Source organism: Nonomuraea typhae, from assembly GCF_009760925.1.
In the GTDB taxonomy this organism is placed as follows: Bacteria; Actinomycetota; Actinomycetes; order Streptosporangiales; family Streptosporangiaceae; genus Nonomuraea; species Nonomuraea typhae.
In genome coordinates this window covers 37,097-61,153 of record NZ_VRLV01000025.1, presented here as the reverse complement: position 1 = coordinate 61,153, position 24,057 = coordinate 37,097, and the positions used below count along the sequence as shown (strand labels likewise).

Genomic DNA, 24,057 nt, shown 5'->3' with positions numbered 1-24,057 from the left:
GCCGGGCGGAAACGGCTCAGCTGCTGGGCTCCGGCCCGTTCTGCTCCGGCGGCATCAGGTTCTCCACGTCGGTCAGCCACTGCGCCGCCGCGTCCAGACGCTCGCTCTCGCTCAGCTGCTCCTGCGCCGGGTCGAGCAGGATCATCTCCCGGACCACTTCGCTCTCGGCCCTCAGCCTGGCCTCCCGCAACCGGCCTGCCTTCTCCAGGTAGCTCTCGCCCGGCGGATCGTCGCCGGCGAACGTCTCCGCCCGGGTCAAGATCTCCTCCTCGGCTTGTTCGCCCAGCTCGGTGAAGAACATCTCCGGATTGTTGATCTCCGCGAACCGCTGCGGCAGGTACTCCTGCCAGTGCTTCAGGGCTTGCGCTCCGTACTGGTTCACCATCAGATTCTCCCTCGCTGTCGGGCTCATTGGTCCACAGCGCCTGTTGCGTGCTCTCCCGCAGCCCGTGACTCTGTGGCCCCGTCATAGCCCCGCCTCCGCCAATCACTAGGTGTACTTGATTAACTACTCATTGTGATGGCCATGGGGGCGTGGCCGGAAAGATCTTGGCGGGGCGCGTGATTCGGCGATCACACAACAGGCCACCACGACGCCTTCTTCCGTTGAGCTAAAACGCTCGTTTTGGTGCTCGTGACTCACAGGTCGACGGGATGCGGCCCGTGGGGTTGTCTTTCGCAGTGCGCCAGATCTATCGATCCCGGTCTGGGGCAGGGGCAGGCTCTGGTCTCATGGTTGGTGGGGCCAGAAGTTCCACTCGTTCGTTGGGGGGACCTGCGACCCAGGCGGCGGCCACACGTTCGGAGGGCCGGCCGGGGAAGCCTTCGGCGGCGACGTCGGCGGCGATGACGGCCTGCCGTTCGGCCATGGCGTCCCAGGCGGCGGCAACCTGGAGATCCACCTGGGCCTGGGCGCGGTGTTCGGCTGCTTCGTGGCGGGCGGCGCGGGCGCGTTCCTGATCGTCGTATTCGGCTTCGAGGCGCTCGGCGGTTTCATCGGATTGATCGGCCTGCGCACGCAGATCCCGGGCGCGCTCACGGAGGCGAGCGGCGTCGGCCTCGTCGCCCAGGGCGGCTTTGAGCTCGGCCATCAGCTGCTCGGCGGGCAGGTCGTCGGCCGGGAGTGGGATCTCGTATCGGGTGGCGAGCTCGCGCCGCAGCTGCTGCAGGCTCTGGTGCGCGTACGGGTCGCCGGCTTGTGCCCAGGCGGCTGCGGCCTGCCAGGAGGCGCCGATCTGCTCGGGGGTGGCCTTGCGCCACCAGGTGGCGTTCCAGGGTTGGGCCAGCAGGGGCCGGGCGGCGGCGTACTCGGCTCGCAGGCGCTGGGCTTGCTGCCGGGCGTCGGTCTCGGCGGTGTGCTGGAGGAGTCTGGCCTGGGCGGCGTAGTGGTGCGCCAGGGCTATGGCGATCTCGCCGGCCCCCATCACGGCGGCGCGGACCAGGTCGCGGATCGCTTGGTTGACCTCGTCTGATTCGTTCATCACGATGTCCGGACTCTCATCGCTCGGGTACCGGGTTGTGGTGCTGCTGGGCGGCCCGTGCTGTCGCGGCGGCGTGGTGGAGGATCGTGTCACCGGCGGAGGTGGGGCGGGTGTGCAGGGCGGCCAATTGGTCCCGGGCCACGGCGGTGAGCTGGGCGGCCGCGCCGGCGCGGCCGTGGGCCAGCTGGGCGTCGTGCAGGGCTTGCATCAGGCGGGTCATCTGGCGCAGCAGGGCCAGTTGCCCGCTGCCCCAGGGCGAGTGGCCGGTGGCGGCGTGGGCGGCGACCATCGCGACGCCGCGCAGGTCTTTGACCGCGTGGTGGCGGTGGGCGCGGGGCTGGCCGTGACGGGTTTGCGCGGCGCGTGCCAGTTGGTCGGCGGCCGCGGCCAGCGGGCCGGGGTTGCGGGTCTCCAGCCGGGCCGACCAGATGGCCAGGACGCCGGCGGCCTCGAAGGCGACCCCGGCCCAGGCGGCCGTGTCATCGAGGGCGACCGCGGCGAGCTTGTCCCGTACGGCGGCGACGATCTGGGCGGCCTGGGCCCATTCCGACTCGGCGAACTGCTGGCTTTCCCGGTCGTGATCGGCGGGTGCGGGCCGCTGCAGCGTGGGTTGGTGGCCGGGCTCCCATGTGGCCAGGGCCGCGGTCCGGGTCTGGGGAGTGCTGCTCCAACGCTGACGGAGCCGGGGCAGGGTCAGGTCCTGGGCCAGGCTGCCGCCGCCGTACCAGATCGTGCGCCGCTCGCCTGCAGGGGTCAGGGCGACCTTGAAGCCGACCACCGCGGTAGGTCCGCCGTCGGCGTAGCGGGGAGCGGCCAGCACGCCAGCGCCGCGCAGCCGGCGCACGAACTCCTCCTCGCTGCGGGCGGCCGCGGCACAGCCGCGGACCAGGCGGGCCAGCCGGACCCGGTCGGGTTCGGGCCGGGCGCTGCGCCGGGTCTGCTCGATCTCGGCCCGGGTCAGGCCGGGCATGCCCGCGCCAGCGCGGCCGTCGACGACGCGAAGCCCGTGGCGGCGCTCGATGTCGGCGCACAGCGCGCTGAGGCGCTTCATCGAGCGCCATTCGCTGGCCTTGGTGCCGTCTTCCCGGATGAGGTTGACGGCCAGGTGGATGTGGTCGCTGCCGCCGGCCGACAGACCGTGCCGTATGGCGATCCACCGGCACGGCGCGTGCCCGGAGCCGGTGTCGAAGCCCATCCCGGTGATCACGTGGCGGGCGATGTCGGCCCAGGTTTCGTCGGTGAGCGGAGGTTCGTCGGGGTGCAGCGACAGGGAGCAGTGCCAGACGTGGCCGCCGTCGACCTCGACGTCGGGGTAGATCAGGCGTGGGCCTTCGAGCTCGCGGGCCAGCGCCGCTTTCTGACCCGGGCCGGTGAACGCGGGGCCGCCGACTTGCTCCAGGGCCTCATCGGCCGCGATCACGTGCGGGTCGGTGTGCTCGTTGGCGCGGCCGGGGCCCAGCAGGTAGGAGACCAGCCCGATCATGCGGCTGCCTTTGCGGCCGATCTTCCCGATCACGGCCGGGTCCCTCCGGTCAGGTGACTGACCAGCAGGTCCAGCCGTCCAGCGATGCGGGTGATCGCTGCGCTGGCGGCCCCGAGTTCGGCGGGCGGGCGGCCGGTGGCGTTGACGGCCCGAGCGATCTGGTTGACGTTGTTGCCCATCGCCAGCAGCAGCCTGCGGGTGGCCAGCAGCTCGGCCAGGAGCGCGCGCCGCTCGGTGAGGGTGTGCACGCCGCCGGCGAGAGCCGACTCCACCAGCAGCCGTTGCGTGCTCACCCCGATGGTCTTGGCCCGCGCCGCCAGCGCTGCCTTTTCCGCGTCGCTCAGCTTGACCTTCAGCACGTTCGTCCGCCCACCCTGCTGGCGGCGCCGGCGGGCCACGCCGGCCGGGCGCGCCGGCCCTACCCCGGTCTCCTGCTCGCCGTCGTCGACCATCGCACCCCCTTCCTCACCGCATCCACACCGCTACGCGCGGTTACTTGCCCACCTGTTCAGTGTGGGCGCGGAGGGCCGGCGGAACCGCTCGACACGCGCTTAGCGGCCCGTAAGGGGCCCCTGATCTTCCATCTTGCTCCTGCTCCTGCCGGGACGGCCTGGTGATCTTCTGCGGCGGTCGTGCTCCGGGTCGGCCGCTACCCCGGCGCCGCGGCGGATCTCATTCAGCGCCTCGATGACCGCGCGCACCCGGTACAGGGTGCGGCTGCGGCGTTGTTCGCGGTCGTGCACGCGGGCCTCAATCGCCTCCCGGTACTGGCTGATCGTCTTGCCGTCCACGCCCAGCAGCCGGGCGATGGCGCCCAGGGTGCGCAGCTCGTCGGCTTCGGCGGGCATCGGGTACGGAGCCGGTTGCGTGAGCGTGCGGGCGCGCCAGGCGTCCAGGGCGGCCTCGTCGTAGCGCTCGGGGTCGGGGCCGGTGGTGTGCGGGCTGGGTTGGCGGCCGATGGGGGCGGGGAAGCCGCGCTGGGGGCGCCAGAAGTTGCGGACGTACTTCTCCGAGCGGCCGACCTTTGCCGCCCAGTCGGCCAGGGTGATGCCCTCGGGCTGCTTGCTCATCGAGACGTCTCCGATCTTCCTGGCGTCCTTGGCCAGGGTGCTGGGGGTTGCGGCGCGCGGCTCGCCCCGGGGGCTGCTGAGTGCGGGCGATCGTAGCGGCTCGATCCACGTCGGGGCGCTCATCTTGGAGGGGCGTGGCTGGCGGGCGGCAACGGGGACAGCCCCAGAGGCGCCCGGCATTGGCCGGGCGCCTCTGGGGCTGGTGGCGGGTGTCACCGCCTCGGGGTCACGGGGTTGATCCGGATCTATCGGCCGGTCGCTCATGGTGGTGAGCGCCGGGCAGCGTGGTCACCGACGAGCTCGTCCGGCGATCTGCGCGGGGGCGTCGCTTGGTCGGGCCGGTGAGCGCTCGGGGAGGTTGGTGGGGGCGATTCCGCGGAATCGCCCCCACCAACGTGCGCGCATTGCCACCGCCCGGCGGCGCCGCGGTGAGCGTACGGCGCCGGCGCTGAGCCGGTTGCGGCCGTGTCAGGCGGCCGCGGTTGGCAGCAGCCGTTGGGCGCTGGGCGGGGCGGGCGTCGAGCGTCCGGCGGGCCGTGGGTGCGGGGAGCTGCGGGGCGCGCGCCACCGTCTCGATCGCCTCGCCCACTCCGGCCGCGATGCTGGGCTCGATGTGCGCCTCGATCAGCTCGTCCGTCTCGTCCGGCTCCTCCATCGCGGCGATCAGGTCGGCGCCGACGAAGGTGTGCACGTTGCCGAGGTTGGTCTCGGGTGTGCCGGGGTCGTCGGGGGCGTGGATGGCGTCCCAGACACTGGTGTAGCGGCGCGGCGCCACGTCGTGTTCGCGGCGGCGCTCGAGTTCGGCTTGGTGGTTGGCCTCGGCCTGGGCGATCGCCCGTTCCAGGGCGGCGTAGGCCTCGGCTTCGTGGCGGGCGAGGTTGGCCTGCCACTGGTCGTAGCGGCGTCGATGTTCCTGGCCGCTGTAGAGGGGTGGCAGCTCGTCGAGCTCGTCGGTGGCGGCGTCGATGTCGGCGGCCCGCCACGCTTTCAGGGCCTGCTGCCCGTCGGCGGTCGGCCGTACCACGGTGCCGTCCTGGATGAGCAGCGCGGCCTGGATCAAGGCGTGGATCCGGGCTCGGGCCACCGCCCGGCCGCGGCCGGGGCTGGTGCGGCTGGTGCGGTAAAAGCCGCGCTCGTCGTGACGGAGATCGCCGCTGCTGGCCCAGCTCATCGCCGCGGCGTGGGCGTGCGTCCAGCCCAGGCGGCGAGCCTGTTCCTGATAGCGGTAGGCGGCTCGCCCGTCGTGTGCGGCCGGGCCGTCGAGGCCGATGGTGAGCTGGTCATGGGTCATCGGTGATGCTCCGTTCTGAAGTCGGGGCGGTGCCGCGGCTCCCACTACGCTGGGAGGCGGAGTCTCTCCTTGCGGGTGAGGCCCTTGGGCGGCCGGTGTGTGCGACCGGCGCGCGGGAGACCGCGCGCCGGATCACCGGCCGCCTGCTGCGTGCCGGGCGCTGGGACGGCGGGCCGCCCGGCCGGTGTCGGCCGGGCGGCGGGCGCTCACAGCCACATCGGGGCCGACTCCGCGCGGGCAAGCTTCAGCACCAGGGCGACGATGTCCTCCTCCGGCACGTGGACGGCGGCCGGGACGGCGCCGGACGGGCAGCGGGGTCGGCAGCGCTGACCGGCGGCGGCGTTGCAGTCCGGGCAGGCGAGCGTCGAGACGACGTCGGCGCGGTCGTAGACGTGCACGACCTGGTCGCCTTGGGCGATGGCCAGCGGCTCGGCTCCGGGCGCGACGCGTGCCTCGTAGGCCAGTTCCCAGGTCTGCCGGTCTTCGACATGGCGGGCGGCGGGCCGTTGGGCCCAGATGGCGAAGCGGTTCCACAGGGACAGGTCGTCGCCCAGGGCACTGGCGGCGGTGGCGAACCGCGCCAGCTGCGCCGGGGTGATGCCGGTGGCGGTGCGGACGAGCAGGGCGGTCAGGGTGGCATAGGTGTGGCAGCTCATGAGGATGCTCTCCTTGAAGGTGACGTGCGGGTGAAGGGTGCTGGGGGAGGTGCGAACTCCCGCCAACACTCCATAGTTTACCTGATTGCTTGGTGAGGGAATCGAGGTGACGACGTGTTTTACCTGGTCTTTTACGGGACTGCGAGGGGCGTCGGGGCCGATACCCGGGCGCACGCGCCGGGGCGGGTCAGGTGCGGTGCGCGTAGGCGGCGGCGATCTCCTCCTCCGTGGACGCGTCCAGCACCTGCCGGGCCTGAGCCCAGAGAGCCTCTTGCTGTTCGTCGCTGACATCGTCGTACAGAGCGCGGTCGTAGGCGGCGGCCACGTCCCGCAGGGCCTTGATCTGGGAGTGCCTGATCATCGCTGGCTCCTCCCGGTCCGGGAGGGGAAGCTCTTGCCAGGCCCAGCTGCGGGCGCCGATTGCGTACATGCCCTCGGCGTCGGGATCGATCAGTTCGGGCTGGTCCGGGCATGCCGTGCTGACCAGCACGTAGGCGTCCCCGACCGGTACCAGCCGCGCTACGGCGTCGGGTTCGCGCAAGGCGGGGTGGTCGCCCGGGTGCCCGTCCATGGCGGCGGCCAGCCGGTAGTCGGCGATCTGCTGGTGCAGCGCGTCGAGGTACTGGACCTCGCAGTCGGCGGCGATCCGGTCGGCCACGTGTCGGTGGAAGCGGGGGATGGCGGCGCCGTTCCAGTGCTCGTCGGTGCGGACCTCGGCCGGGTAGGGGCCGAAGGTGTGCCGCTGGCCGCCGTCGATGATCACGTGGGCGGGGCGCCAGGTCGGGTTGGTGGTCATGATCGTGTCTCCCTTGAGCCAGGTGCAGGTGCGGGTGAGGGGCCGCCGACCGGGTGTGCGTGCCCGGTCGGCGGCCGATCAGGGCGGGGCTGGTCAGTCGTCCCAGACGGCGCGGCCGTCGCGGATGATGACCCGGCAGTAGTCGGGACGCCCACCTCCGACGGTTTCCACGTCCAGTTCGCCGGAGAAGATGCGCCCGCTGCCGTGGGCGTCGATGATGTCCTGGATCTCGGCCGCCGGGTTGCCGAGCTTCCTGCCGTAGGTCACGGCGGGCACCAGGGCGATGGCGGCGCGCTGGCCGGTGTCCGGGTCGGTGTCGAGCTCGAAGACGACCTCGACCAGCGGGTTGAGGGCGTAGAAGCCGTGGTGGTTGCTGGCCAGGTGCGGGCTGTTGGCCGGGATGTCGCTCAGCGGGATGGGCGGCTCGATGTCGATCTGGCCGTCGATGAAGCTGTCCGCGCTCATGTTCTCTCCTTGCTTTGGGTGCGGGTGAGGTCGGCTGGCTCCCGGGTGCGTCCCGGGGGCCAGCCGGTACGGCTGCGCATGGCCGTGCTGCGGGTCAGAACAGTTCGTCTTGGGTCGGGCCGGTGCGGCCGGGCCGCTGGCGCTGGCTCAGCGCCAGCGGGCGGGGGCGGGCCATGTCGTAGCCACCGCCCGGGGCGCGGCCGGGAACGTGCCGGGTGCCGCCGGGGTTGCGGTAGGTGAGAATGGGGCCGCCCTGGTCAAACCATCCGGCCGGGTAGGCGCGGACGGCCTGCTCGATCCAGCGCGACCGGGCTCGGTCGGTGGCGTCGTAGGGCAGTGGCTCCAGGACGGGTAGCTTTCGCCAGCCGGGGAAGACGTGGTCATGGGCGTCTTCGACGGCGTCGTTTTCCCGCTCGCGCGCCGGCCCTTCGAAGTCGTCGCAGCGCAGGCAGGCGGCCCGGTAATACAGGGCGCCGGGGCCGAGCAGATCCCGTTCGATGCGCCAGGGGCCGCGGGGCCGGTGGTCGGCCGTGAGCACGGCGATGCGACAGCGGTCGGCGCGCGGCAGCAGCCGCCCGCAAGCGCGCTCGTCCTCGCGGGGTGCCGGGGCCAGGTGCCAGGCGGTGCGCTTCCGCATCGCCCGGACCGGGTCGGCGGCCAGGTGGCGGTAGTGGGCCTGGCGATGGCGCGCGCCGCGCAGGTCGTCGAGGCTCACTGCTGCCCACCCAGCTGCCCGGCCGGGCGAATCTCCTCGAGCGGCGTGTCCTCCAGGTCCTGCCAGAGCTGGCGCGCGGCCGCGCCGACCGGGCCGTCGTCGAGTTCCTCCAGCTCGTGGATCGCGGCGGCTGCCAGGCGGCGCTCGTCGCGCACCACGGTGCGCAGCGCGGTCTTGGTGGACACCTCCTGGTGACGGACGATGGCGACCTCCAGGTCGGTAGTCTCCCGGCTCTTCCTGCTGTAGCGGCCATCGAGCGGCGCGACCCGGAGCGAGAAGTAGGTGTGGCGCTGGGCGGTGTTCCACCCGGCCACCTCCTCCTCGGCGTGCCACAGCCCTCGGGTGATCGGCTCCAGCGGGTCGATGCCACGATGCCGGAAGTAGTGGGCCAGGTCGGCGAACAGGTCGCTGAGCGCCGTCTCGATCTCGTCCGGATCGAGGGTGGCCCAGCCGCCGGGCAGGTAGTGGCATTCCAGCAGGTTTTGGATTCGCTCGCTGGCCGCGTCCTGCTCGGTGCCTTCCGCCGAGTTCGTGGTGTCGTCCATCTGGACCTCTCCTCTTCGATGCGGGTGATGGCTCGGGGGTGTGCGACCCCCCTTAACACTCCATATATTACCCGATTAATGATCGACGGTAACGCCGGACACAGGCTCTGAGCTGGGGTTTTAGGTAAAGGATCTGTGCCGGAGCCCAGCCTCGAACGGGTTGTCTTCTCACGGGAGGGGCTGTTCGTGATCATCATCCCGTCGGCCTGAGGCTCCGCCTGCCGTAGGTTCCCAGGTTCTGCATAGCCCCTTGCCCGAAGGGTCGCGCGAAGCGCGAGGGCTATGCAGGTTCTGGGGTTCTGTGGCACCTTCGGTCAGGTCGTCGGGATGATGATCACGAACCCCCGGCACCACATCGCACCCCGCACAAGATCGCCGGGCCGCCGCCATCCCGGAGGCCTGCCTGCCCGGCGAGGGCATAGGTTGAAGCCTTGCCCGTTCCTCGCTCCCGGACCCCCGCCCTCGGGGGTTGCCGGAAGCCTTCACACGCGACAGCGTGCTCGGTGTGCTTGCCTCTCTCGGCTGCCCCATCCTGCTTGGCCCCTGCCGGCCACAAGTCTATTTCGACAAATCACCTCCCTTTACTTGGTAGATCACAAGTGCTAAAACGGCCGTTTTGGCATTGGAGGAGATCGGCGTGGCGGGCGAGGAAGTCTCGCTGCGGGTGTCGGTCAGGACGCGGGTGATCCGGAGAGTGGTCGGCGGTCCCAGCGGACAAGCGTGTCCGCGACGATGAGCTGCCTCGTGTGCGCACGGGACTGTCGGTGGGTCAGGCTTCGTCGTCCCACAGGTCGTAGTCGTTGGGTTCGCCGCGGGCCAGTCGTTCGGCGCGCATCCGCTCGCGTTCGGCGTCGGTGATGCCGGTGATGTACTCCCACAGGCTGACGCGTTGCACCTTGCCGCGGGCCCGGTCGTGCTGCAGGACGATGCGGGAGGCGCGGCCCATCTGCTCTTCTTGGACCACCCATGGGTCGGTGGCTTCCCAGGGCACGTCCTTCCAGGATGCTTCGTCGGCGATTTCGGTGGCCGCACGGTGGGCGGGCGAGCCGTGCTGGCGGGGCCGGCCGTTTAGGGGTTCCCAGCAGGAGGCGCACCGGACCCAGACCACGCGGTCGAGCTGGCCGGGGTCGGTGTCGACGGCCACGTCGTACACGCCGCCGGCGGGGTCGGCGGTGTTGACGAGTGCGTTGATCAGTGGGCCGGTGTGGGTGACGTAGAACAGCGACGATTTGCAGCCGGGGCAGACCGGCACGCGCCGGGTGGCCGGTCGCCGTTGGCCGAGGGTCTTCTCCTGTTCGCGCTCGGCCCGGTGGGCCTGTTGCTCGGCGAGGTGGCGTCGCCATACCTCGGCGGCCTCGATCGGCAGGAGGACGGCTTCTTGGCGGCCGGGGCCGCGCCGGGTCAGGGCGACGGGGGTGCCGTTACCGGCTTCTTCGATCAGTTCGGCGAGCTGGGCGCGGGCCTGACGGATGCCGATCCTTTTCACGAAACGCATTGTGTACACAAGTTGGGGCGAGTGGGAGGGCGTTCGCTCGAACCGCGTCGATCGACTCGGTTGGGGCTTGGCGTCGATCGTGAGCCTGTTTGTGTACACAACCGAACCGGGTTCTTGATCGGTTGGCGTTAAGCGGCCCCGGCGAGCCGGGGTTCGTGCGGGTCGCCTCGTCCGGTCTGGCTCGGTGCTCGATCGACGTTCGGGCCGGTTGAGCCGGGCTTCAGGCGACGTTTTCGGCGTGGGTGGCGGTCAGGTGGGCTCGGGCGGCGCGGTGGTCGGCGCGGCCGCGACGGTCGCGTGGGTAGCGCTGGCGGTTGGCGTGGGCGGGTGCGCCGGCGAGGATGAGCTGGCGTTGGCCGGGGATGAGGGGTTGGCCCTTGCGGGGTTTGCCGCGGGTGCGCATCCAGGCGTGTTCGGCCAGCCACCAGGCCCAGGCGGCGCGTTCGATGGCGTAGGTGCGGTGGCGGCGCTCGTGGGTGCCGTGGGCGCCGATGCGGCGGGCGGCTCGGTCGAGGCGGGCGTGCAGGCGTTCGGCGGCCTGGGGGGTGCGGCCGGGGGTGAGGTGGTGGCGGCGCAGGAGGGTGAGGTGCCGACGGGTGGTGGCAGGGTGGTATCCAGTGATCTCGGAGATTTGATCTACTTTGTAAAGGCCGGTGTGGAGGGCCGCGGCCACGGTGGCGCCGACGTGTCGTCCCAGTCCGGGTTGCTGGTGGCCGGTGTTGGGGTGCGTGAATAGGTCGTGGGCCCAGATTTCCCGTCGTTGGCGCAGAGCAGCAAGCCGCTGCTTACGCAGCGCGAGCGCTGGTCGGACCTCTGCCCGGGGGCGCGGGTTCGCTTGTGTCCCACCCCCCCCTGAAGGCGCTTGAGTCACAAACGTCACAGCCGTGGAGATGGTCGGGCCGACGGTGCCGTCCGGGGCGGGGCGAGGCATGAGCCGGTAGCGGTGGCTGCGCTGGCCTTCCCCCGGGGTGACCAGAACCAGCCACTCGTCCAGGCACAGCCGGTGCAGGGACCGCGCCGCGGTGCTCTTGCCCATCCCGGTGGCCAGCGCCAACCGCCGGCAATCCAGCTCGATCTCCTCACTGACCGCGTCCAAGGCGAGCTCCAGCACGTACTCCAGGGTTTTGCGGTCGCTGGGGCCGGACTGGCGCGACCAGCGCCCGGTGGCGGTGGCGGCCTCGATGGCATGCTCCACGCCGTCGACCACCTCCACCACGGCGGCCACCCGGCGCACCCAATCGGCCTCGGCGTCCTGCCAGCCCCCGTCCTCGCCCGTGGGCCCGGGGTCGGGGTTGTCGCGGCGCAGGGTGGCCGCGTAGGCCACCGCGCGATCCCACTGCCGCTCCAGCAGCCGGCGCCGCGCGGCCGCATCCCGCGCCCGCGCCCCGGCCGCGCCATCCTGCCTGCGTACGTGCACCAGCCCGGGAGCCGACAGGTGCGCCTCGACCAGGTCGACGGCCTGGCCCCGGGACCAGCGCGCCAGCGCCAGCCGTACCAGGATGCGCATCAGCACGGCGTGCCCTTGCCCCGCCGCCGGCGCGGTAGCCACCAGCCCGGCCACATCGCACGGCCGGTAGCGGCCGGCCAGCTTCGGCCCGTCCGGCGTCAGCTCCACCGTGCGCACCCGCTCGGCCTCGATCTGCGCCGGATCGGCCTCGCCGGCCTCCAGCGCGATCGCCAGCCGCGCCAGCGCATCGCCGTCGTTGGGCACCGACAACATCGCGTCGACGGCCTGCGGCGTGATCGGCACTCCCTCGTGCATCGGCGTGGAGATGCCACCGGCGCGATGCGGCGCGCCGGGCGGCCGTAGGCACCCCGTGGCCGGGTTGGTCAGCGGGCTCTTGTCCAACGTCGGCAGCAACCGGCCAGCGGCGTAGGCGAGCTGGCGCACCACCGCAGCGGCCGTCGGCTCCACCGGCACCCACACGTGCGCCCCGCCACCGGGGCCTGAGGCGCACTCCACGTACCGCAGGTCGGCCGCATCCAGCCGCTCCCGCAGCTCCGCCACGTCACGCTGCACCGCCGCCCGCCCGAACCGGCCGGCGTCGAAGTCGAACCCCAGGAACTCGAACTCCTGCCGAGAATTGGTCAGGAACCACGCATACGGCCCATCGGGTCGGGTAGGCCCCAATGTGCACGTCCGCTCATACGCATGCGCCCACCCGCCCTCCGGCGAAGTGCGCACGTCAACACGTGCGCGGCCGCGCGGGGCAAGGCGGTACAGCGCCGCGTGAAAGGCGGCACTCGCATGATCGGCATCGCCCGTGATTCCGACAGAATCAGGCGACACGCCCGTTTTTGGGCGCGCTGGGCTAGCCGGATGACCATGAGGTATCGTGGTCTCCGTCTCTGCTTAATCGAGGCATGACAAAGGGGCCGGTTCGCGACCGGCGTCAGCGTCGTGCTTTAAGCCCTTGTCGGACGCGGCTCCTCTCTCCCAGAGAGGTCGGCACGCTCTCCGGGTGTTCCTTTTGGTTGGGCGAGGTGGAGGCGAGAGGGAAAACCGGTTGGCAGCCGGGTTCTCTCACCTGTCGGGAGTCGAGATTTCCGCCATTGGTTGGTAGCCGGGCGGCGGAGTCTCTGAGGTCGTAGGCAAGCGCCCCGGTTGGCAAACCGGGGCCTACGCGTTTTAGGCGCTCAATCGATCGACCGGATCGACCGACTGGCTGTCGGCCTCGTGCCGGCTCAGCAGCGCCTGCAGCTCCACCGGATGCAGCTTCTGCAGCTGCTCGCGCAGCTCCAGCAGATGATCGAGCTGGCTGAGCTCTTCCAAATAGCGCGACAAGGAGACGCTCCGCCGCTTGGCGGCGGCGTGATAGCGATCCCTGAGCCACTGCGGAACCTTGGTCTGCAGCGGCACCGTGCCGCCCGTCCCGTAGACCCGTCGTGCTTGTCCTGCTACTGATGGCATGGCGACGATCATTGCGCATCCGGGTTTTGGATGCATTCCCAACGCGCGGTGTGTCGCCAAAAAACTGCTCTCCGTGCCCATCGGATAGTGCGGCAATTCGGACGCCGGTCATGATCTGCACAAATCGATCCCGCCGAGCCGCGCCTGAGCCCACCAGCACGCTCACCGCACGCCTTCCTGGATGGTGGTGAGCGTGCGGGAGGCAGGCGGAAACTCGTCCCAGGTCCGGCCATCCAGCAGCCGTCCGCCCGCCTTCGGGGTCAGCCCTCCAACCTGCTTGAAGAACAGCGGAACATGAAGGCCGAGACAACGATCGCGCAGGTCGCGAACCCAGTCGAGATCGAGTAGTCGATGGTTGGGGCCGCTCTCCCCGCCCACGATTACCCAATCGATCCCGGTCAGGTCCAAGGACGGCAGTGGGCCGAGTAGCGGCTCCAACGACAAGAACCTGACCGCAGCAGATGTCTGACGGATCTCCTCGGCTCGCCAGCAATACTCATCGGTCTCGATCGACGTCCCGATCCAGGCGTTGCGCAGCGGCCACGCGCTCAATGCATTCCAGTTGGCCACGCGAGTGCGCACGTTCTCGCGCACGAGCCGGGCCAGCGGAACGGTGGGATCGGTCGACATCCGTTCCATCTCTGACCAGACGACGTCGATGAACTCCTGGGAGTTCAGGAGATGGCGGAGCCGCCGCGGTCGCTTGGTGAGCACCTGGAACTGGTGCTGCGGGGCCAGGGCCATGGTCGCGAAGATGCGAGCGGCGAAGGTCGCGGGGACACGAGCATGGCCGACGTCGCTCATCGAATTCACGAACACTTTGCGGGGCTTCCGCCACCGCAGGGGCTCGACCAAGGCGTCTTCGTGGATGCTCACGCCGAACCCGGGCCCGCTCGTCCGCGGGTCGCCGTCGCGCTGGTACTTCGACTGCCCCATCGCCTTCAGTCGCTTGGCCAGCGTCAGCGCATAGCAGTTGTCGCATCCAGGAGAGATCCGGTCACATCCGGTGGTCGGATTCCACGTGATCTCTGTCCACTCGATACTCGTCGTCGTGTTCATGACGCATACTCCCGGAGTGAGCCGTCTGCGAGGTTGATGCAGCGTCGGCAGGAGTGATTGCTGTCGTGGCGGAACGGCAGCGCGCACGGCGTGTCGCCGCAGCAGAAGGTGGAGCAAGCTCCGACGACCACAAGGCCCGCCGACGGGTCTCGCTCTTCGGCGCAGGCGATGCACTCGTTGTGGCTGACCGGGCGCTTCGCCTGATTGACCTCGTCGCCGGGGAAGGCGACGTGCCGCACGTAGCGGTGACCGGGGGCAATGGTGGGCACACCCCGCAGGTTCGGAGTCCCGTGGCAGCTGGCACACAGGTGGGGGATACGGGCAGTGCGTGCGTTCGCCATGGTGGTCATCGAGCCTCACCACCGATGGTGCAGAAGACATCGGTCGAGTCGATCGTGCTGGTGACACTCATGATCCGGTTACAGCCTTCGGCGTGAGGCGCCCGCGGGCGGGAGGGCGCGAGGCCAGACGGTCGATCACCGCCAGCAACTCCCGGTCAAGCGCGATGAGTCCGGCCTCGGCCAGCCAGCCGACCCAGACCGGCTCGATGCCCGGGGCGGCGGCGAACGTTGCGGCGTCGATCAGGCCGAGCGCGTGCTCGGCGGTACGGCGGGCGAACTGCTGCAGTTCCTCGACGCTCAGCCAGCGGGCCTGGCGCGTCTCGCGCGGGCTGGGCGCCGGCGTCCCGGTGACCTTGGCCTGGAAGATCTCCCAGTGGTGGCCGCGGCGCCCGTCGGCCTCGGGCGCGGGGTGACGTCCGCAGACGTTGTCCCGCCAGCCGTGGATCAGCGGGGTCAGGCTGGTGACGGTCAGGCCCAGTTCCTCGGCGACCTCAGCGTGTGCCGCCTCTTCGAAGGTGCCGTGTTCGGCGGCGTGCCCGGCGGCGGGGGCCACGCCGATCGGCGCGCTCGCGCGCTCGAACATCAGGTACCGGCCCTGAGGATCGGTGATCAGCACGCCGACGCTGGTGCGGTCGCAGACCGGCTCCAGCCAGCGGACCGGCTTGCGCAGCAGGCGGGCGTAGGCCAGCTCGGCGCGGGTGGAGGCCCCGAGGTAGCCGTCCTGGTTGAGGATGAGCACCTGGTCCGCCAGGTCGATCTTGCGCAGGTGCAGTTCGTCGAGTTCCCGCTTGATCGCCTCCAGCTCGCCGGAGCTGAGGTCGGCGAACAGTTCGTGGTCGGACTTGGTGTTGCAGCCGATCGACAGCACGATGCGGCCGGCGAGGGTCTCGGCCAGCTCGGCGTCGGCGTAGGCCACGGTGAAGCGGGTCGATCCGCACAGCACCACGACCTCGGGCCGGGGCCCGCAGAAGTCGCGGACCAGGTCGTGGTGGTCACCGCAGAGCGCGGGCGCGTGAGTCTGGTGGGTGTGCATTATGGCCTCCGGTCGGTACTTGGCTGCACCGCAGCTGGCAGCATGGACTCGGTTGACGGGGTGGGGGTGTGCTCGGGGCTGGGCAGGTCCCAGCCGTGGCAGGCCTGGCACTGGCCGTAGCGGCGGGGCAGGCAGTAGGGCTGCTCCACCCCGCACGTGGGGCAGATACGGCGGGCGCGTAACGCGGCGGCCAGCGCCGCCAGCTGCTTGGGGGACGGCGGCCGGTACGGCCGCGCTTTGGCGATCTCGTACAGGTAGGCGACCTGGATGCCGCGGGGTACGCCCTTGGCGGAGGAGGTACGCCGCGATCGCCACATGAGCTGGGCGACGGGCTGCTGCCCGGCCGGTCGCAGCTGCTGACGGCGCAGCTGGCGGCGGGTGGCCAGACCCTGCGGCGCCAGGCCGTAAGGGAAGGTTGCGATGCCGAAGCGGCTGCCCTCGGGATCGTAGAACGGCACGGGGCCCATCAGGCGGCCCTCCCGCTGGATCGGCCGTGGCAGGTCGGTGCCGCGATCGGGTCCCGGTCCTGCGGCGCGGCGGCCGGATCGGCCTCTTTGGCGCCGGCCTGCTGGGCGGCCTGGATCTCCTCGTACAGGGCCAGCGCGGTGCTTCCGCTCAGGTGCAGCCGCGTGCCCAGCTCCGCCGCGCTGTGGCCGGCGGCGACGATGCGTTCGGCTGCTCGGCGGCGCTCGGTCTTGGTCAGCGCGACCTGCTCACCGCGGGCGGCAATCTCCACCGCGAGCTCATCGACGATGCCGTCCTCGGGCAGGCTCCAGCGCGGGCGGCGCAGCTTGGCCAGCACCACCGCCAGCGCCCGCAACTCCAGCACGTTCAGCCCGGCCAGCAGCCGGTGCACGGCGGCGGGCTGGTAGGTGTGCACGAACCAGGTCAGCGCATCGGCCGGGGGCGCCATCCGCGCGATGAGCTCCTCCAGGTCCTGCGGGCCGGGCCCGGCCGGGCCGGGCTGCTGCTCAGGCATGGGCCATCACCTCGTGCCGGGCCGGGTCGTCCAGGTAGGTGAGCACGGTGGCGGTGGCCGTCGCCGGCAGTCGCCACAGGCCTTGTGCGCCTACGGCAGCCACCGTCTGGCGCAGGGCGTGCCAGGCGCCGAAGTGCCAGTGAAACTGGCCGGGTGTCGCCCATGGCGAGCGACATCGGCACCCTTGGGCCGGGCCGTCGCATACGGCGTCCAGCCGCGCCAGGGCCAGCACCTGTCCCCGGGCGCGCAGCGACTGACGGGGGTGGTGCGGGCGCCAGCGCGGCCCCAGCCGGGCCGCGATGAAGCCCTGGGCGCAGGCGACGTCGTCGACCAGGGCGCGGCCGGCATGGATGGCCAGCCAGCCCCGATAGGTGGTGGTCCAGCTGCGGTTTTCGATGTCGGCCCGGGCCAGGGCCCAGGCCCAGGGCTGGCGTACGGTTAGCGCCCACAGCTCGATCGGCGTGTCCATCAGGCGGCCCGCCTTGCCGCTGCGGGGCTGCCGCCGGGTCGCGAACACACCGATCGCCTGCCCGGGGCCGGTCGGCGGGCCTGCGGCTCGTCTTGGCCGGACAGCAGGCGCCGCAGTTCGGCGCGGGCGCGGGCGCTGTGGGATTTCACCGCGCCGCGGCTGATGCTCAACCGGGTGGCGATCTGGGCTTCCTGCAGGCCGCCCCAGTAGCGCAGGATCGTCACCTGCCGCTGCCGTTCGGGTAGCCGCCTCAGCGCCTGCCGGATCGGCACGCTGGCGATATGGGCCAGGGCGAGTTCTTCGGCGCTAGGGGCCACCTGCTCGCGGGCCCGGGCGAGCGCGTCGGTGGCCCGGCTGGCCACGGCGCGCGTGCGCAGCACGCTGATCGCCCGGTGGGTCACGGCCCAGCTCAGGTAGGCGCGCCAGCCCTCGGGCTTGCGCGGCCGGCGGCCGGTGGCCAGCAGGTGCGTGATCACGTCGGCGATCACGTCCTCGGCGGCGGCCGGGTCGGCCAGGAGCTGCAGCGCGATGCCGTGCAGGACGCTGCGGTGTTCGGCGTAGCGGGCGGCGAGGTCCTCGTGCGGCGGGTGCGGCTCGGTGAGGACGTCCGCGCCCGTCGCGGAGCCCGTCACCGACGCCGTGGTCGGGGCGGATGCCGGTGTGGGGATCATGCTGTGGCCTCCCGCCCAATGGAGCCGTCCGGGCAGGGGCGCGTGTCGCGCGCAGCGGTATCGGCGTGTCGCTCGTCCGCGCGGATCGTCTGCTCCCAGCACTGGCCGCAGGCCACCTGTCCGACCTGCCGGCGAGAGCTGTGCTCCTGCTCTCGGCATCGCTGCTGGGCCTGCTTGGCCAGTGGGTGCCGGGTGGTGAAGTGGTCGGGCTCCCAGGACGCCTGACCCGGCCTGCGGTTGCTCTTGCGGCCGACGTTCTGGCTGGCCGTCTTGCTGTCTTGCCGGCCTTCCTTCTGACGTTCGCCGGCGCGGAAGCGGCGCACCAGCGCGACGGCCTCGCCCACGGGCAACTCACCCGAGCGCACCCGCTCCCGGGTGGTGACGTCCAGGTCAAGCAGGGACAGGAAGTAGGAGACGGTGGACGGGCTCAGCCCGACGCGCTGGGCGATCAGGGTGACGGAGTAGTGGTGCACGTCGCGCAGCTCGCCGAAGGCTTCGGCCTTGTCGATCGGGCTGAGCTCGGCTCGCTGGCAGTTCTCCACCAGCATGCGCTCCAGCGTGACGGCCCGGCTGAGCTCGGGCGAGATGATCGCTACCAGCTCGCGCTCGCCCGCCTGCAGCGCGCCGGTGTGACGCCGCTCCCCCATCACCAGCTGGTAATGGCCGGGTTGTCCGGGCAGGGGCTGCACGGTCACCGGCTGCAGCACCCCGTGCTCGCGGATGCTGGCGCTCAGCTCGGCGACGTCGCCGACGTTCTCGCGCACGTTGCCGGGGTCGGGGTGGATGCGGTCGACGGGCAGGCAGGCCACCCGTAGTCCACGAAGATCCGCCGTCGCGGCATCGACGGGCGCGGCGACGATGGGCGCCGCGATCGGCCTCGGCGCTTCGGGGTGGGGCTGTCCCTGGCGCACGTGCTTGGCCCAGGCCAGTGCCGCCGTCGGGAATCCGGCGGGCAGCCGTACGCGGTGGCCCGGCCGGCTGGGGTCGTGGACGTGGCCCTGCTCGTTGATCAGCCAGCCCTTTTGGTGGGCGATCAGGGCCCGGATCGCGCCGGCGGGCCAGTCCAGCAGCTGCGCCGTCTCTTGCACGGTGTGCTGGGTGGCCAGCAACGCCAACGCCTTGGCCAGCTCCGGATGCAGGGTGCCCGGCGCGGCGGGTGCCGTGACGGTGGCGGTGCTGGTCGCAGGGGTGGTCACGGTGCTGGTGGTGGCGGTCATGGGGTGACCTCCGGTGCCGTGGCGAAGGTGGGGGCGATCGGGCACGCGTCGACCAGCGCCCGGGTGCGGCAGGGCCAGGGCGGGCCGCAATGCGCGCATTCGGCGCTGGCCTGGAGGATGCAGGCGTCACAGCTGTGCAGCAGGCTCTCGTCGGCCTCGTACTCGTGCGCGGGGCAGCGCTCCCACCTGGTGCGTCGGGTGCGCTGGTGGAGGCCGGCGATGTCGTCGAGCGTGAGCCCGGCGGTCACGACGGCCTCGCGCAGGTCGGCGACGTCCTCGATCAGCCCGCGGAAGGGCGGCTGGTGGCCACCGACCGCCGCGGCGTGCATCGCGGCCGCCAGGCCTCCGTTGGCCTGCGCCTCGTCGGCGTCGGGAAGCCCGGCGTGGCGGGGGTGGTCCGAAAGGAGCCGGGCGGCGACGATCTCCCGGTCGAGGGTGGCGCAGATCCGCTCGATGTGCCGCAGGGCTCGCGCGGCGCCGTCCATCTCGTGCTGCAGGTCCTCTTGGTCGTGGACGGCCAGCTCGCCGACCCGCTCAGAGTTACCGGCGCGTTCCCAGCCTGCCTGAAGCAGCGGCAGCAGGTGCTGCCGGGTGGTGGCGAGCCCCTGCTGGGCCTGGGCTAGTCCGCGCGCCGCGGCGGCCAGGTGGGTGGCGCTGCGCTGCAGCCGCTCACGTTCGGCGTCGTTGCGGTGGCCGGGCAGGCCGTTGACGGCGCTGACGCCCTGTCGGCCGAGCGAGGTCGTCGCCCAGCTCGTGGCCCCGCTCAGGTCAGCGGCCGTGGTCGTGGTCGTGGTCATGGCTGCCTCCGGGTGGCTACAGCGCGGCCAGCGCGACGGCGAGGATCAAGATGGCCAGGGCCGCGTGCAGCAGCCGCACCGCCCAGCGCACGCGCCGGTACTTGATCCAGGCGAGCTGCGACAGGCTGATCAGCGTGGTGGCCAGGCGGTCCTCGCCGCTGGCGACCATGCCGAGCAACTCCTCAGGGCCGGTCGCGGTGGCGTAGGCGCAAAAGCCGTAGCCGAGCTGGCCGCGGCGCGGCAGGTCAGGCCCGACCACGCCGAGCAGCACGGCGACGGCGGCGGCCAGCAGCGCGGTGCCCAGCCAGCATCCGGCCTGGGCGGCGGCGGGCAGGTGGCTGGCGGCGGCCGTGGTCAGCGCGCCGACCAGGGCCGCCGCGCCGGCGGCCAGTTGCAGCAGCATCCCGGCTTTGGCGTCGGCACGGCCGAGCTCGCCGCGCACGGCGTCGACCTCGTCCGCAAGCTGGGCCGCGCTGTCGTTGTCCATGTGCCACAGCTCCCGTTGACGGTCGGGGTCGGTCATGGAGGAGGGGAAGGCGGTGGGCAGGTGGCTGCCGGAGTCCGGGGCGGCGGTGTCTCTGGGTTCCGGGCTGTCGGGGACCGGCGTGAGGTAGGTCATCGTCCGCCGTGGGGGGCTCGGGCGGTGCCGGGTGCCGAGATCGTCAGTCATGATGGGTGTACTCCGTTCCTGCGAGCGGGGATCGAGGGCGCGTTCCGCGGTGGGATTGGTTTGGCGACTGGCCCGCCTGGAATGCGCCCTTGCTGCTAGGGGTGCTGGTGCGCGGCGGCGACGATGGCGATCCGCGCGGCGGGCTGGGTCTGGCTGTCGCGCAGCCGTACCGATTGCACGTGCCAGGGCTCATGGAGCCGGTGCTCGAGCACCAGCCGCTGCTCCCCCTCCTGCACCGGGGCGACGTCGGCGGCCGACAGCTGCACCTCGACCGGGCCGCCGAGGCGGTCGATGGCCGCGCGCCCGGCCGGCGTGGCGAAGATGCTGCCCGAGCCGTATAGGGCGCCGTTGAGGATCCAGGCCTCCTCGACGCTGCCGATCACGATGCCGTTCTCGTCGAACAGCTCGGCGTCGGCCATCCAGGGGTCGCTGGACTGGAGGGTGGGCTCCAGCATCCGGTGGCCTTCGACGGTGGGCTCGCCGAAGGTCAGCAGCAGGCCGCTCCACCGGCCCGCGAAGGGCCGCTCGCCCGGCCGGCCCGCCTGGCATATTGCCGTGGCGCGCTCGCCGGCCAGCGGCGCGAGCATGGTCAGCAGCCGGGTGTAGGCGGCCAGCCGCCCATGCTTGAGCGTGGTGCTGTGGCCGTCCCATACGGGGGCGTCGGCATCGCCGGGGGCGGCGATGCGAACGTTCGCGAACAGGTCCAGGTCGGCGGCGTCGATGTGCCAGGACAGCTGGCCGTAGGGCGTTGTCAGGTAGACGACCGGCCGCCCGGCGGCGGGGTCGTTGTCGCACAGGACCGCCGGGCAGGTGGCGGCCACGGCCGCGATCAGAGCGGCCCGCTCGCGGTACAGGGCGCGGATCTGGGCCGGGTCGGCGTCGTCCGCGGGCAGCTGGGCCGGTGCGGCGGGCCGCCCCAGCGCCCGGGTGGCGATCGTGGCGGTGGTGAGCAGGCACAGCGCGGCCGCCAGGACGGTGCCCGCCACAGCTGCGGGCGTGCTGCCGTGGCCGGCAAGGGCCAGCGCCGCCGCGACGATGGCCACCGCCAGGATGCCTCCGCCGGCGCTCCCCCACAGCAGGTTGAGCAGAGGGACTCGCGGGGGCGGGGTGCTCGGGCGATTCCGTGGAATCGTGGTGGTGATGTTGGTGGTGAAGGTCATCGTTGGCTGCACTCCTCATCGTGTGATCGGTTGGATCTGGCTGGGTGTGGCCGGGGTGATGCGAGTCAGGTCATGGCGGCCTTGGCCACCCGAGGGTGGAAGGGGCGGGGGCGGCTGTCGGTGAGCGAGGTGCTCGCTTCCCGTGGGGCGGCCGCTCGCACCGTCGATCAGGCCGCCGCCCGCTTCCAGGCGGTGATCAGCTGGTTCAGGCCGTCGGGGGCCACGAGCACCTCGCGCGCCTTGCTGCCTTGATCGGGGCCGACCACGTTGCGGCTTTGCAGCTGGTTCATCACGGCGACGGCGGCCTGGTGGCCCAAGCGCAGCTTGCGCTGCAGCATCGCGGTCGAGCCGAACTGGGTCGACACGATCATCTCGGTGGCCTTGATCAGCAGGTCGAGGTCGTCGACCTGCTGGGCCTGGCTGTCGGCGGCGCTGGGGCCGGGGTCGGCCGGCGGGGCCTGGTCCGTGGCCGCTGCCGGTGCTGGCGCCGGGCTGGTGGGCGCCGGGCTTGAGCCGGTGCGGCCCTGGCGCTTGCAGTGCAAGACGACTGCGGCGATCTCCTGTTCCGAGACGAAGGCGTTCTGCAGCCGGATCGGCAGGCTGGCGCCCATCGGGAGGTAGAGGGCATCGCCCTGACCGATCAGCTTCTCGGCGCCGGGCTGGTCCAGGATCACCCGTGAGTCGGCGAGGCTGGCGGTGGCGAAGGCGAGCCGCGAGGGGATGTTCGCCTTGATCAGTCCGGTCACCACGTCGACGCTGGGCCGTTGGGTGGCCACGACGAGGTGGATGCCGGCCGCGCGGGCGAGCTGGGTGATCCGCACGATGGTGTCTTCGATCTCTTTGGGGGCGATCATCATCAGTTCGGCCAGCTCGTCGATGATGGCCAGCAGGTAGGGGCGCGGCTGGAGTGGCTTGCTGCCGGGCGGGGCGGTGATCTTGCCGGCGCGCACCGCGGCGTTGAAGTCGTCGATGTGGCGGAAGCCGTAGGCGGCCAGGTCGTCGTAGCGGCTGTTCATCTCCACCACCACGCTCTCCAGCGCGGTGCTGGCCTTCTTGGCGTCGGTGATGATCGGCGTGGTCAGGTGCGGGACTCCCGCGTAGATCGCCAGCTCTACCCGTTTGGGGTCGATCAGCAGCAGACGGACCTGCTCGGGCGTGGCCCGGGTCAGGACCGAGGTGATGATCTCGTTGATGCAGACGGATTTGCCCGAGCCGGTGGCGCCGGCGATGAGCAGGTGCGGCATTTTGGCGAGGTTGGCCATGATGGTGCGGCCGTCGATGTCCTTGCCCAGGCCGACCACCAGGGGGTGCCGGTCTTGCTGGGCGGCCGGTGAGCGCAGCACGTCGCCGAGGCTGACCAGGTCGCGGTCGGTGTTGGCGATCTCGATGCCGACGGCCGACTTGCCGGGGATCGGGTTGAGGATGCGCACCTGGCCGCTGGCGACGGCGTAGGCGATGTTCTCGCTCAGATTGGTGATCTTCTTGACGCTCACCCCCTTGCCGAGCACCACTTCATAGCGGGTCACCTGCGGGGCGCGGACGAAACCGGTGACCTCGGCGGCGACGGTGAACTGTTCGAAAACGCTGTTGAGCGCGGCGGCGACCTGGTCGTTGGCGGCGGTGTGCGCGCGCACGGCGCTGCCCGGCCGCAGCAGGTTGAGCGATGGCAGGAGGTAGCCGGGCCCGGCCGGGCCCTGTTCGCCCGGCCCGGCCTGGTCGACGGCGGAGGCCGGAGGCACGCCGGTGGGTCCGCTCGGGTCGGGAGCGCCGTCTTGCGTGATCACGGCGTTGTCGAAGGGGGCCGGCCCCTGGACCACGGTGCTGAAGTCGACGACCGGCCCGGTGGCGGGCGCGGCCGCCGCACCCGCGGCCGGGGTGGCCGCCTCGGCGATCACGGTGCCGGTGTTGATCACCGTAGGGGTGTCGGCCGTCGCGGCCTGCGTGGCATCGCCGGCGTAGCGGTCGGCACCGCGCCTTACTTGGGTGCTCTGCTGTCCGGCTGCCGCCGGCAGCCGCAGCTGCAGCTGCAGGGGCAGCAGCGGCCGACCGGCGGTCAGCCGCAGGCCGCACCAGATGAGCAGGCCCAGCAGCGGGATGGCGGCCAGGACGTGCCAGCGGGCGGGAAAGGAGGCGGCCAGGCCCAGCAGCCCGCCCGTGTCGCTCATCGTGGTCCAGCTGGCCCGGCTGGTGCCGGGCATGGGGGTGCCGCTGGCCAGGTGGGCCACTCCGTTGACCGCTGCGGCCAGGGCGATCAGGCCGGTGGCTCGGCGCATGGTTGCGGTGTGCTGGTCCGGATGGCGCCACAGTCGCAGGGCCAGCCAGATGAGGATCAGCGGCAGGCCGAAGCGGGTGAGCATGCCGAACACGACCGCGATCGGCAGGACCAGGAGGTCCAAGACGCCGACGGTCGGGTGGGTGCCGACGATGGCCAAGACGATGGCGGTGGCCAGCGCGGCCAGGCCGGTCCCGTCGCGGCGCTGAGCGGGGTCGACCTTGTGCGTCTGTCCGCCGCCGGCGGCGCGGACCAGGTTGCCGGTCCCCCGGGCGATGAGTCCCAGCAGGTTCCAGGCCAGCTTGAGCAGGCTCCAGGTGAACTCCCACAGCTCGTCCAGGACGCCGGGGCTCTTGGTACGGCGGGCGACGGGGCGGCTGGCGGCGGGGGCACGGCGGGTGGTGCGAGTGGTGGTTCTGCGACGGGTGACCATGAGGTCATCTCCTCCACACGGGCGATCAAGACGGTTGGTTATGACGAG

The 24,057-nt window shown here is 71.7% G+C and carries 26 protein-coding genes; all 26 read right to left on the bottom strand.

Annotated elements, in window-relative coordinates:
- Nucleotides 1-16: 16 nt before the first annotated feature.
- The 26 genes from FVE25_RS52055 to FVE25_RS51930 all read right to left on the bottom strand — a co-directional run bounded on the left by FVE25_RS52055 (nucleotide 17) and on the right by FVE25_RS51930 (nucleotide 24,009).
- The gene (locus FVE25_RS52055) at nucleotides 17-385 is read right to left on the bottom strand and encodes a TnpV protein (protein WP_181019990.1); all 369 of its coding nucleotides are present in this window, start codon (nucleotides 383-385) and stop codon (nucleotides 17-19) included.
- Nucleotides 386-692: 307 nt separating this feature from the next.
- A complete protein-coding gene (locus FVE25_RS52050) occupies nucleotides 693-1,481 on the bottom strand; it encodes a hypothetical protein (protein WP_157254848.1) in 789 nt (262 codons plus the stop codon).
- 16 nt (nucleotides 1,482-1,497) lie between these two features.
- Nucleotides 1,498-2,997, bottom strand: coding sequence for a relaxase/mobilization nuclease domain-containing protein (locus FVE25_RS56760; RefSeq protein ID WP_157254847.1), 1,500 nt, complete (start codon nucleotides 2,995-2,997; stop codon nucleotides 1,498-1,500).
- Nucleotides 2,994-3,416 (bottom strand): MobC family plasmid mobilization relaxosome protein, encoded by a 423-nt coding sequence (locus tag FVE25_RS52040; RefSeq protein WP_157254846.1) that lies wholly within the window; start codon nucleotides 3,414-3,416, stop codon nucleotides 2,994-2,996. The genes FVE25_RS56760 and FVE25_RS52040 overlap by 4 nt, the downstream gene beginning before the upstream one ends.
- Before the next feature lie 99 nt (nucleotides 3,417-3,515).
- Nucleotides 3,516-4,157, bottom strand: coding sequence for a hypothetical protein (locus tag FVE25_RS52035; RefSeq protein ID WP_157254845.1), 642 nt, complete (start codon nucleotides 4,155-4,157; stop codon nucleotides 3,516-3,518).
- A 103-nt stretch (nucleotides 4,158-4,260) separates the two neighbouring features.
- Nucleotides 4,261-5,325, bottom strand: coding sequence for a hypothetical protein (locus FVE25_RS52030; protein ID WP_157254844.1), 1,065 nt, complete (start codon nucleotides 5,323-5,325; stop codon nucleotides 4,261-4,263).
- 206 nt (nucleotides 5,326-5,531) lie between these two features.
- Nucleotides 5,532-6,047: a hypothetical protein gene (locus FVE25_RS52025; protein WP_157254843.1), complete on the bottom strand. Its 516-nt coding sequence runs from the start codon at nucleotides 6,045-6,047 to the stop codon at nucleotides 5,532-5,534.
- 121 nt (nucleotides 6,048-6,168) lie between these two features.
- Nucleotides 6,169-6,777 carry a hypothetical protein gene (locus tag FVE25_RS52020; protein WP_157254842.1) on the bottom strand — a complete coding sequence of 203 codons (609 nt, stop codon included), beginning with the start codon at nucleotides 6,775-6,777 and terminating at the stop codon, nucleotides 6,169-6,171.
- A gap of 93 nt (nucleotides 6,778-6,870) precedes the next feature.
- On the bottom strand, nucleotides 6,871-7,242 hold the full coding sequence (locus FVE25_RS52015) for a DUF6205 family protein (RefSeq protein WP_157254841.1): 372 nt from the start codon (nucleotides 7,240-7,242) through the stop codon (nucleotides 6,871-6,873).
- Between the two features lie 94 nt (nucleotides 7,243-7,336).
- The gene (locus tag FVE25_RS52010) at nucleotides 7,337-7,957 is read right to left on the bottom strand and encodes a DUF6349 family protein (RefSeq protein ID WP_157254840.1); all 621 of its coding nucleotides are present in this window, start codon (nucleotides 7,955-7,957) and stop codon (nucleotides 7,337-7,339) included.
- Nucleotides 7,954-8,502, bottom strand: a complete 549-nt coding sequence (locus tag FVE25_RS52005) for a hypothetical protein (protein ID WP_157254839.1) — start codon at nucleotides 8,500-8,502, stop codon at nucleotides 7,954-7,956. Before FVE25_RS52005 ends, FVE25_RS52010 begins: the two co-directional genes overlap by 4 nt.
- A 769-nt stretch (nucleotides 8,503-9,271) precedes the next feature.
- Entirely contained in the window at nucleotides 9,272-9,988 is a 717-nt protein-coding gene (locus FVE25_RS52000) for a type II toxin-antitoxin system Phd/YefM family antitoxin (protein ID WP_157254838.1), read from the bottom strand.
- 229 nt (nucleotides 9,989-10,217) lie between these two features.
- Nucleotides 10,218-12,128 carry a hypothetical protein gene (locus tag FVE25_RS51995; RefSeq protein ID WP_157254837.1) on the bottom strand — a complete coding sequence of 637 codons (1,911 nt, stop codon included), beginning with the start codon at nucleotides 12,126-12,128 and terminating at the stop codon, nucleotides 10,218-10,220.
- 498 nt (nucleotides 12,129-12,626) lie between these two features.
- Nucleotides 12,627-12,920: a hypothetical protein gene (locus FVE25_RS51990; RefSeq protein WP_157254836.1), complete on the bottom strand. Its 294-nt coding sequence runs from the start codon at nucleotides 12,918-12,920 to the stop codon at nucleotides 12,627-12,629.
- Between the two features lie 150 nt (nucleotides 12,921-13,070).
- Complete coding sequence (locus tag FVE25_RS51985) at nucleotides 13,071-13,967, bottom strand: DUF5131 family protein (protein WP_157254835.1); 897 nt, start codon at nucleotides 13,965-13,967, stop codon at nucleotides 13,071-13,073.
- Nucleotides 13,964-14,317 carry a hypothetical protein gene (locus FVE25_RS51980; protein WP_157254834.1) on the bottom strand — a complete coding sequence of 118 codons (354 nt, stop codon included), beginning with the start codon at nucleotides 14,315-14,317 and terminating at the stop codon, nucleotides 13,964-13,966. The genes FVE25_RS51985 and FVE25_RS51980 overlap by 4 nt, the downstream gene beginning before the upstream one ends.
- A 58-nt stretch (nucleotides 14,318-14,375) precedes the next feature.
- The gene (locus tag FVE25_RS54785; RefSeq protein WP_219826030.1) at nucleotides 14,376-15,341 is read right to left on the bottom strand and encodes an NUDIX domain-containing protein; all 966 of its coding nucleotides are present in this window, start codon (nucleotides 15,339-15,341) and stop codon (nucleotides 14,376-14,378) included.
- On the bottom strand, nucleotides 15,341-15,799 hold the full coding sequence (locus FVE25_RS51970) for an RRQRL motif-containing zinc-binding protein (protein WP_219826029.1): 459 nt from the start codon (nucleotides 15,797-15,799) through the stop codon (nucleotides 15,341-15,343). The genes FVE25_RS54785 and FVE25_RS51970 overlap by 1 nt, the downstream gene beginning before the upstream one ends.
- 8 nt (nucleotides 15,800-15,807) lie before the next feature.
- Nucleotides 15,808-16,320, bottom strand: coding sequence for a hypothetical protein (locus FVE25_RS51965; RefSeq protein ID WP_157254833.1), 513 nt, complete (start codon nucleotides 16,318-16,320; stop codon nucleotides 15,808-15,810).
- Nucleotides 16,313-16,789, bottom strand: coding sequence for an ASCH domain-containing protein (locus FVE25_RS51960; protein ID WP_157254832.1), 477 nt, complete (start codon nucleotides 16,787-16,789; stop codon nucleotides 16,313-16,315). Before FVE25_RS51960 ends, FVE25_RS51965 begins: the two co-directional genes overlap by 8 nt.
- Nucleotides 16,789-17,460: an RNA polymerase sigma factor gene (locus FVE25_RS51955; protein ID WP_157254831.1), complete on the bottom strand. Its 672-nt coding sequence runs from the start codon at nucleotides 17,458-17,460 to the stop codon at nucleotides 16,789-16,791. Before FVE25_RS51955 ends, FVE25_RS51960 begins: the two co-directional genes overlap by 1 nt.
- The gene (locus tag FVE25_RS51950) at nucleotides 17,457-18,677 is read right to left on the bottom strand and encodes a ParB/RepB/Spo0J family partition protein (RefSeq protein ID WP_157254830.1); all 1,221 of its coding nucleotides are present in this window, start codon (nucleotides 18,675-18,677) and stop codon (nucleotides 17,457-17,459) included. The genes FVE25_RS51955 and FVE25_RS51950 overlap by 4 nt, the downstream gene beginning before the upstream one ends.
- Nucleotides 18,674-19,474, bottom strand: coding sequence for a hypothetical protein (locus FVE25_RS51945; protein WP_157254829.1), 801 nt, complete (start codon nucleotides 19,472-19,474; stop codon nucleotides 18,674-18,676). The genes FVE25_RS51950 and FVE25_RS51945 overlap by 4 nt, the downstream gene beginning before the upstream one ends.
- Before the next feature lie 16 nt (nucleotides 19,475-19,490).
- Entirely contained in the window at nucleotides 19,491-20,144 is a 654-nt protein-coding gene (locus FVE25_RS51940) for a Pycsar system effector family protein (protein ID WP_157254828.1), read from the bottom strand.
- A gap of 95 nt (nucleotides 20,145-20,239) precedes the next feature.
- Nucleotides 20,240-21,304: a hypothetical protein gene (locus FVE25_RS51935; RefSeq protein ID WP_157254827.1), complete on the bottom strand. Its 1,065-nt coding sequence runs from the start codon at nucleotides 21,302-21,304 to the stop codon at nucleotides 20,240-20,242.
- 167 nt (nucleotides 21,305-21,471) lie between these two features.
- Nucleotides 21,472-24,009: a DNA translocase FtsK gene (locus FVE25_RS51930; RefSeq protein WP_157254826.1), complete on the bottom strand. Its 2,538-nt coding sequence runs from the start codon at nucleotides 24,007-24,009 to the stop codon at nucleotides 21,472-21,474.
- Nucleotides 24,010-24,057 lie beyond the last annotated feature (48 nt).

Bases quoted from the DNA above. Each gene is read 5' to 3' on its own strand.
- FVE25_RS52020 (WP_157254842.1), bottom strand. From the start codon at position 6,777: ATGACCACCAACCCGACCTGGCGCCCCGCCCACGTGATCATCGACGGC.
- FVE25_RS52005 (WP_157254839.1), bottom strand. From the start codon at position 8,502: ATGGACGACACCACGAACTCGGCGGAAGGCACCGAGCAGGACGCGGCC.
- FVE25_RS51990 (WP_157254836.1), bottom strand. From the start codon at position 12,920: ATGATCGTCGCCATGCCATCAGTAGCAGGACAAGCACGACGGGTCTAC.
- FVE25_RS51940 (WP_157254828.1), bottom strand. From the start codon at position 20,144: ATGACTGACGATCTCGGCACCCGGCACCGCCCGAGCCCCCCACGGCGG.
- FVE25_RS51980 (WP_157254834.1), bottom strand. From the start codon at position 14,317: ATGACCACCATGGCGAACGCACGCACTGCCCGTATCCCCCACCTGTGT.
- FVE25_RS51950 (WP_157254830.1), bottom strand. From the start codon at position 18,677: ATGACCGCCACCACCAGCACCGTGACCACCCCTGCGACCAGCACCGCC.
- FVE25_RS51960 (WP_157254832.1), bottom strand. From the start codon at position 16,789: ATGGACACGCCGATCGAGCTGTGGGCGCTAACCGTACGCCAGCCCTGG.
- FVE25_RS51935 (WP_157254827.1), bottom strand. From the start codon at position 21,304: ATGACCTTCACCACCAACATCACCACCACGATTCCACGGAATCGCCCG.
- FVE25_RS51965 (WP_157254833.1), bottom strand. From the start codon at position 16,320: ATGCCTGAGCAGCAGCCCGGCCCGGCCGGGCCCGGCCCGCAGGACCTG.
- FVE25_RS52035 (WP_157254845.1), bottom strand. From the start codon at position 4,157: ATGAGCGCCCCGACGTGGATCGAGCCGCTACGATCGCCCGCACTCAGC.
- FVE25_RS51955 (WP_157254831.1), bottom strand. From the start codon at position 17,460: ATGATCCCCACACCGGCATCCGCCCCGACCACGGCGTCGGTGACGGGC.
- FVE25_RS54785 (WP_219826030.1), bottom strand. From the start codon at position 15,341: ATGCACACCCACCAGACTCACGCGCCCGCGCTCTGCGGTGACCACCAC.
- FVE25_RS51985 (WP_157254835.1), bottom strand. From the start codon at position 13,967: ATGAACACGACGACGAGTATCGAGTGGACAGAGATCACGTGGAATCCG.
- FVE25_RS52015 (WP_157254841.1), bottom strand. From the start codon at position 7,242: ATGAGCGCGGACAGCTTCATCGACGGCCAGATCGACATCGAGCCGCCC.
- FVE25_RS51945 (WP_157254829.1), bottom strand. From the start codon at position 19,474: ATGACCACGACCACGACCACGGCCGCTGACCTGAGCGGGGCCACGAGC.
- FVE25_RS52050 (WP_157254848.1), bottom strand. From the start codon at position 1,481: ATGAACGAATCAGACGAGGTCAACCAAGCGATCCGCGACCTGGTCCGC.
- FVE25_RS51930 (WP_157254826.1), bottom strand. From the start codon at position 24,009: ATGGTCACCCGTCGCAGAACCACCACTCGCACCACCCGCCGTGCCCCC.
- FVE25_RS52030 (WP_157254844.1), bottom strand. From the start codon at position 5,325: ATGACCCATGACCAGCTCACCATCGGCCTCGACGGCCCGGCCGCACAC.
- FVE25_RS52055 (WP_181019990.1), bottom strand. From the start codon at position 385: ATGGTGAACCAGTACGGAGCGCAAGCCCTGAAGCACTGGCAGGAGTAC.
- FVE25_RS52040 (WP_157254846.1), bottom strand. From the start codon at position 3,416: ATGGTCGACGACGGCGAGCAGGAGACCGGGGTAGGGCCGGCGCGCCCG.